Origin of the sequence: Spirosoma spitsbergense DSM 19989 (assembly GCF_000374085.1) — a bacterium.
Lineage (GTDB): Bacteria > Bacteroidota > Bacteroidia > Cytophagales > Spirosomataceae > Spirosoma > Spirosoma spitsbergense.
Window position 1 is genome coordinate 1 of the sequence record NZ_KB893469.1, and the last position, 5,756, is coordinate 5,756.

Sequence of the window (5,756 nt, forward strand, 5' to 3'; positions counted from 1 at the left end):
ACGAGTATGCTCAAAACGTCAAACAAAAGCAGCAAGCGAGTGGTGACCGTGATTAAAAACGAGCACACCAAAGAGCAGATGAACGCCCTCGATGACGAATGGCTCAACAACAAAGGGCCAATTATGACCCTGGCCGAAACGCTGGCGTATGCGGCTGAGAGAGACAAAAAGCGGGCTACCAGTGCGTCGTGAATCAGCTTAGGCTTTTTTACCGAGGCCGCTACACCGTTGTAAAAAACTCCAAAGCAAAAGGTTTACCAACGGATGACTACCCGTTGGTTTTGAAACCTTTACCCTTTTTTCTTCCCCTTGACTCGCGGTTTCCTCTCTAATTGATTCGCTTGGTCAGATAAGGCTTTGGCTTGCTCGGCAGCCTGAGCTGCTAGAGCCCGCTTCTCGTCGGCCTGCTCCTGCTCAACAACCCATTGGCCCACCCCGGCCGGATCTTTGGTGAATAGCCCTTCGATGTAGTTGTAAAAGTTAGGGTCTTGCTGCTTGAGGTAGCGAACTCGCCAATCCGCCGTCCAGTAAGCGTCTCGAAAGCGGTCTCTTTCCCCTTTCCAATCTAGGGCTAGCCAGGTCAGACCCGCAACTAACATCACCATCAGACCAAATACATAGCCCCCATAGCGCACGTACTGACTGACCTTGTAGTCGGGTTTTTGGCGAATTAGCTGTTCTAACTGGCTGAATCGCTCTGAGAGTTGATTCGACTCGCTCGAAGCAGGACCTGGTTGCTGTTTCAACGACTCGACCGCCCGAGCTAAAGTTTTCAATTCCTCTCCGTAGTCAGGTGCATCGTTAGTAGCTAGTTGACTGACTGACTGTTTTAGGCCTTTGATATCATCAAGGACCCCTTGTAGCAACTCACTCACTAAATCATCACTCGATTGGGCTTTCTTAGTCTCCATCTCACATGCTCAGGCCACGCCCTTTTTTACGTTGTTTTTCTTCGTTTTGAGAGCTCATCGTCAATTCTTGCACCTTCGCTAGCTCTCGCTGCTGAGAAAGCTCCAGGGCTCGTTTATGGCCGTTTTCTAGTAATTGCTCTTGAATGTGGCCTAAACTTAAACTCTGGTGCAATTTGGAACCTTTGAAAGCGACCTTAACGTCTTCCCCGTTATCGTTCTGGCTCACTCGCTCGAAACTCAATCCACGAGCTTTACCCGCCTGATCTCGATTCACTACCACCTCAATGCCACGCTGGGCTAAATCTGCTTTCAGTTCCGCACTCGTAGTCGAACGCTCCAGACTCTGACGAACTTCATTCCGCATCTCTAGCCGGTGGCGGTCCCGTTCAGGCACATGCTCTAAACGCAGCCGGTAGCCTTGCTCCTTCATTAGGGTTAGGCTGTGCTTTTGCTCGATCTCCCGTAGCAGTTTCTCCGAGCGGTTGTAATTGTGGCTGTCGCTGATACTTTGGCCATTGCTGGCCACCCGGTTGGCGATGATGTGAAAATGGCTGTGAGCGGTGTCTTGATGCTGAATCACGACATATTGAGACTGATCTAAGCCCATCCCTTTCAAGTACTCGCTGGCCACCTCCTTCATTAACTCCGGCTTGAGCTGTAGCCGGGCCTCGTCCTGCGGATCAAAGCTAATGGCCGTGTGCCACACACTGCGCGTTAGCTCAGGATTCATCTTAGCCTGCCGGGTGAAGTCAGCCACCATCGGGTTCAGGTCATAATCCCGCACCCCCTGACTCATCAGGACTTGGCCCTGACCTAGTTCCACTTTCTGCATGTTGTAAGCGCAGCAACCTTTAAAACTGCGGCCAATAGTCGTCTTGGCTATCATAATGGAAGGGGCTTGCCGTTGATATAAAGCTGAAAGTCACCCGCTGTCGCTCGTTTATAAGCGCGTCTAAACTCGAACTCATCAATCAGTTCCCAAGCTTCAAATAGCGATTGGAACTCCAATTGATCACCGTCCTGGAGCAGATTATACTCCCGGTGCTCGATGATGGGCGTGGGATTTAAGAAATTAAGTACTTCACACAAGGGCGGCTCCCGGTCCAGCCAAAACTTACCATAATGGTAAAGCCCGCCATGCTGATACTTTTTGAGGTAAATCACGGGGCTCATGCATCAGCCGGTTTATCTAATAATTGGCTTAACTGTTGTAAGAGCCGATGCGCTTCTAAGGCGATGCTGCGGATACCGTCGGCGTTCGCTTTGTGAGCGATTTGATTCAGGTTATTCCCCAGCCGGGCGACTTGGTTCAATGTCTCATTTTCTTGGGGGGTTAGCCGTACTTGGGCTTTACCCGTGAGCACCATTTGACGACCATAATCTGATAGATTCAGGCCCGCTTTTTCGGCGCGTTTTTGGATGGCCAGCTTCTCTAGCTTGCTCAGCAAAACCGTCATTTGCTGGTCTCGTTTCTGGGCGCTGGGCGGTCGTCCGCCTTTCTTTTTGACAGGTTCAGTAGGATTCATAGCGAACAGAGTAAGCGGTTTTTACACCCCCGACAGTCGGAGGGGGGACAGCCGTTTAACCCCTAAAAACAGGGAGGTACGACCGAGTTTTTTAGGGGTTAAACATGGCTGGCTACTCAACAAGACTAGCAAAGTTAGCACGCGTCAGCTTTATAGCAAGCGAACCTGTTTTTTCTTAGAAATAAAGGTGTAAGACTTGATCAATGATCTTGAACGTCACTACTCGATCTAGGTTGTAAGACTGGCCACCGACCTGAATATATTCATGCCCGAAACTCCACTCCTCACTCTGATCATGGAGTTTAGAGTCCGCAAACCGATAGATTTGAATTTGCTTCACTTGATTCTCCTGGATCAAACTTTGCAGCTTGTCAGCCATTCGTTCACCTGGCATTAGAAAGGGAAAAATGAAGTTTACTTTAATTACCCAAGAGGCTGGCAAAGCCTATATCTCGCAACTTAAATTATTTGATAAAAGACCCTTCAAAAGGAAAGGCTAGTGCTCTGAGCACTAGCCTTTCCTTTTGGTAAAAAGTCGGATTATTTCTTTATTGTGTCCGTTTCTACCGTCGTCTCGGTAACTACCTGAGCCGTATCTTTGGTAACCACCATGGAGGTATCCGCGGTAGTGGTTTCTCCGTCGGCTGTGCCCGTTTTCTTAGAATCGCAGGCAGTGGCCAGTGTCGCTAGGGACAGAATAAAAAAGGAGTATTTGATCAGGGTCTTCATAATCTACCGTATAGTAAGGTGAAAGAATACAGGTGTTAATACGGTTATTAATAAAAGGTAACCCGCTTAACATCATACCGACAACTTTGTGACATTCAAACTAAGATAGCCACGGGAATGGTTAAGAATATAGGTAGCTATACAGCCAAAGTATTTGGCTTAAAAACGGAGGGGAAAGAGTATGACCCTACCCAAGTAGCCGTCGCCAAAACGATTTTTTGCCTTGCTCTGGCATTCGATTAGCAATTCCTTCAACCATCTTGGTCAAGTGGTCAATCTGGTTTTGAATATCAACCGGGGCGGCTGGTAACTGACTTTGAGTAAGCTGGCCTTGGACTAGGCTGCGGATATCCTCATTCACATACTGGCCTAAAGTTTTACCAGCTCGCTCGGCAGCCTTTTCGATAACCAATCGGGTCTCGCGTTCAACTCCGCGAATTGACCAAGTTACAGGACTATTGGCTTTAGAAGATAAGTCTGGCTTAATGTCTGAGCTAAATGCAGCATTTTCAGCTTTCATAAAGATGTCTTACACATGTAAGACACATAATTAGCTAAATTTTGACCAAATAGAGACTTGTAAGACAAAATTCGAAAAATGTAAGACACGCTTTTATAAGTGTAAGACAAAATAATGAAAATGTCTTACAGGTACTTTAGGCTAACATAAGATCGATTATGCAACAGCCTCAACTATAAAGTTTCATTGCTTCATTTGTTTATACAAAACACAAATGATAACTTTAACGTATTACAGCTGTTAGCTCACGTTTGTATCCTGCTAGTTGAGTTTGCCATGGATGATACTCAATTTTGCATCTATGCAGTCGATGATGACGACGATGACCGTTTCTTGATTCAAAAGACTCTAGAAACATATTCAGACTGTGAGGTTACCTTTTTTGAGGATGGCGAAGCACTAATCGCCAATCTAGTGAATAGTCCTGAAAAGAACCTCCCCACTTTAATCTTACTCGATTTAGATATGCCTCGCCTGGATGGGTATGAGACACTCGAAACGATTCGAACTCATTCAACCCTACGGGCTATTCCCATTCTAATTTTAAGTGGTAACCGGAATGAAGAGATTGTTCGTCGGGCTTATGAATTAGGAGCCAACTCGTTTATGAGTAAGCCCAGTAGTATAGCCGAGCTAGATAGCTTGTTTAATGTCACTTATGATTACTGGTTGAAAACAGCTCATACCCCTAGAAATCCATAGCTAGTCAGGAGAGTTTGATGGGGTAACTTCCCGGAAATTAGAAAAATAACCACCGACTCTATTCAACCATCTGAAAATCAGTAGATGGGTTGCAACTACCAATCGGGGCCAAATATCAAATAGGATTGTAAAGCGCTGATTGACAAGCCTAAAAGTTTCTTTTGCTTTGCCCTATTGTCAAATGAAACCGCATGCTTCCACTTGTCTAGAAAGGATATTTTAAGCCTTATTAAAGGGTTTTTATTTGATTTGGAGCGGGCTATTTGATATCTGGCCCGCTTCGGTAGTTTCAACCGTTAAGTGTGAAGCGGTACCGCAAGCAGATTGACAAGGTATCTTTGTGAGTTTGCCTCCTCAAACGACAAATTATGTACTTTTCGAAAAAAACACCCGAAGTGTGCTACACAATAAATTCACTCAAACGCATACCAATGTAAAAATATAATCAGATGATTATATCTGCTTAACCACGGCTTAAGTGGACTTCCATAAGAACCTAAACCGAAAGAAGCTATAATTTTCTACCTGATATGCTTACGAAATGGACTTTCTCTCAGGAGCCCTCGGCTGATGCCCTCCTGGATGGGGTAGCCTGTGGGGTCATTATTTGTCAGGCCGTAGCCGGAGCTAGTCCTGATTACGTGATTCGCCTGATCAATACGGCCGCTGAGCGCGTAACAGGTTACAACCGAACACTAGTAAAAGATCGCCCGCTGACCCTACTTGTCGATCAACAGCAAGTCAATACGTTATCGTTAGCGAGTTCATCTGCCTCCAACTCAACCCACTTCCTACCGCTCTGGCTCAAACATCGGAATGATCACCGGTTTCTGCAGTCTGTAGCTATGACCTGTCAGGATGAACAACTAACGCTGACGTTTCCTCTGGTTGGTCAGGAGTTTAGCCTGTTCGATGTGATGGCAGGTGTTATTCAGCAGTCTCCCAATGGTATCGTCGTTTACCGGGCTAAACGTGATGCGGCTACGCAGACCATTGTAGATTATCAGACGATCTTTTATAACGCTCGTGCCCTGGACATAACCGGGTACAAGGAAACGGAACTTCGGGAGTTAGGTCTTTTTGAGCGTCAGCCGGATGCACGTCGGCTCACGGCCAGTTTTCAGGCCCTCGTCGAGCAGGGGGAACCGATTGACTGGGAGTATTATAATCCACGCCTTCAGCGCTGGTTTGAAGTGCAGTGTAAGCGCCTGGGTGATGGTTTTTTCACCTTGTTTCGCGACCTTACCCAGCTTAAGGAAGCCCATAAGCGGCTGCAGCAGCAGGCTGAATTGCTGACCCGGATTCTGGACACATCCCTGAGTGGTTTGTTGGCTTGCGAAGCCTTACGCGATTCCCAGGGAAGGATAG

At 46.8% G+C, this 5,756-nt stretch carries 9 protein-coding genes; 3 read left to right on the forward strand and 6 right to left on the reverse strand.

Annotated features, from left to right (window positions below):
• A partial coding sequence (locus tag B157_RS34920) for a hypothetical protein (protein WP_041952015.1) occupies positions 1 to 192 on the forward strand: 192 nt, incomplete at its 5' end.
• 98 nt (positions 193 to 290) lie between these two features.
• On the opposite strand, the gene B157_RS0109900 is transcribed toward B157_RS34920, so the two are convergent.
• From B157_RS0109900 to B157_RS0109930, 6 genes are all read right to left on the reverse strand, one after another.
• Positions 291 to 911, reverse strand: coding sequence for a hypothetical protein (locus B157_RS0109900; RefSeq protein ID WP_020603178.1), 621 nt, complete (start codon positions 909 to 911; stop codon positions 291 to 293).
• A gap of 1 nt (position 912) precedes the next feature.
• Positions 913 to 1,797 carry a relaxase/mobilization nuclease domain-containing protein gene (locus B157_RS0109905; RefSeq protein WP_020603179.1) on the reverse strand — a complete coding sequence of 295 codons (885 nt, stop codon included), beginning with the start codon at positions 1,795 to 1,797 and terminating at the stop codon, positions 913 to 915.
• Complete coding sequence (locus tag B157_RS0109910) at positions 1,794 to 2,084, reverse strand: hypothetical protein (RefSeq protein WP_020603180.1); 291 nt, start codon at positions 2,082 to 2,084, stop codon at positions 1,794 to 1,796. The genes B157_RS0109905 and B157_RS0109910 overlap by 4 nt, the downstream gene beginning before the upstream one ends.
• Positions 2,081 to 2,437 carry a plasmid mobilization protein gene (locus tag B157_RS0109915; protein WP_020603181.1) on the reverse strand — a complete coding sequence of 119 codons (357 nt, stop codon included), beginning with the start codon at positions 2,435 to 2,437 and terminating at the stop codon, positions 2,081 to 2,083. Before B157_RS0109915 ends, B157_RS0109910 begins: the two co-directional genes overlap by 4 nt.
• A gap of 540 nt (positions 2,438 to 2,977) precedes the next feature.
• Positions 2,978 to 3,166, reverse strand: a complete 189-nt coding sequence (locus B157_RS0109925; protein WP_020603183.1) for a hypothetical protein — start codon at positions 3,164 to 3,166, stop codon at positions 2,978 to 2,980.
• 187 nt (positions 3,167 to 3,353) lie between these two features.
• The gene (locus B157_RS0109930) at positions 3,354 to 3,686 is read right to left on the reverse strand and encodes a hypothetical protein (RefSeq protein WP_020603184.1); all 333 of its coding nucleotides are present in this window, start codon (positions 3,684 to 3,686) and stop codon (positions 3,354 to 3,356) included.
• Between the two features lie 276 nt (positions 3,687 to 3,962).
• Between B157_RS0109930 and B157_RS0109935 the strand changes: the two genes are divergently transcribed.
• Together B157_RS0109935 and B157_RS0109940 are read left to right on the forward strand one after the other, a co-directional pair.
• Complete coding sequence (locus B157_RS0109935; protein ID WP_026308611.1) at positions 3,963 to 4,388, forward strand: response regulator; 426 nt, start codon at positions 3,963 to 3,965, stop codon at positions 4,386 to 4,388.
• 530 nt (positions 4,389 to 4,918) lie between these two features.
• The coding region (locus B157_RS0109940) for a PAS domain-containing protein (RefSeq protein WP_026308612.1) at positions 4,919 to 5,756 on the forward strand (838 nt) is incomplete at its 3' end.

What these genes read in the sequence shown, in the direction of transcription:
- B157_RS0109930 (WP_020603184.1), bottom strand. Translation starts at nt 3,686, where the DNA reads ATGAAAGCTGAAAATGCTGCATTTAGCTCAGACATTAAGCCAGACTTA.
- B157_RS0109910 (WP_020603180.1), bottom strand. Translation starts at nt 2,084, where the DNA reads ATGAGCCCCGTGATTTACCTCAAAAAGTATCAGCATGGCGGGCTTTAC.
- B157_RS0109915 (WP_020603181.1), bottom strand. Translation starts at nt 2,437, where the DNA reads ATGAATCCTACTGAACCTGTCAAAAAGAAAGGCGGACGACCGCCCAGC.
- B157_RS0109905 (WP_020603179.1), bottom strand. Translation starts at nt 1,797, where the DNA reads ATGATAGCCAAGACGACTATTGGCCGCAGTTTTAAAGGTTGCTGCGCT.
- B157_RS0109900 (WP_020603178.1), bottom strand. Translation starts at nt 911, where the DNA reads ATGGAGACTAAGAAAGCCCAATCGAGTGATGATTTAGTGAGTGAGTTG.
- B157_RS0109935 (WP_026308611.1), top strand. Translation starts at nt 3,963, where the DNA reads ATGGATGATACTCAATTTTGCATCTATGCAGTCGATGATGACGACGAT.
- B157_RS0109925 (WP_020603183.1), bottom strand. Translation starts at nt 3,166, where the DNA reads ATGAAGACCCTGATCAAATACTCCTTTTTTATTCTGTCCCTAGCGACA.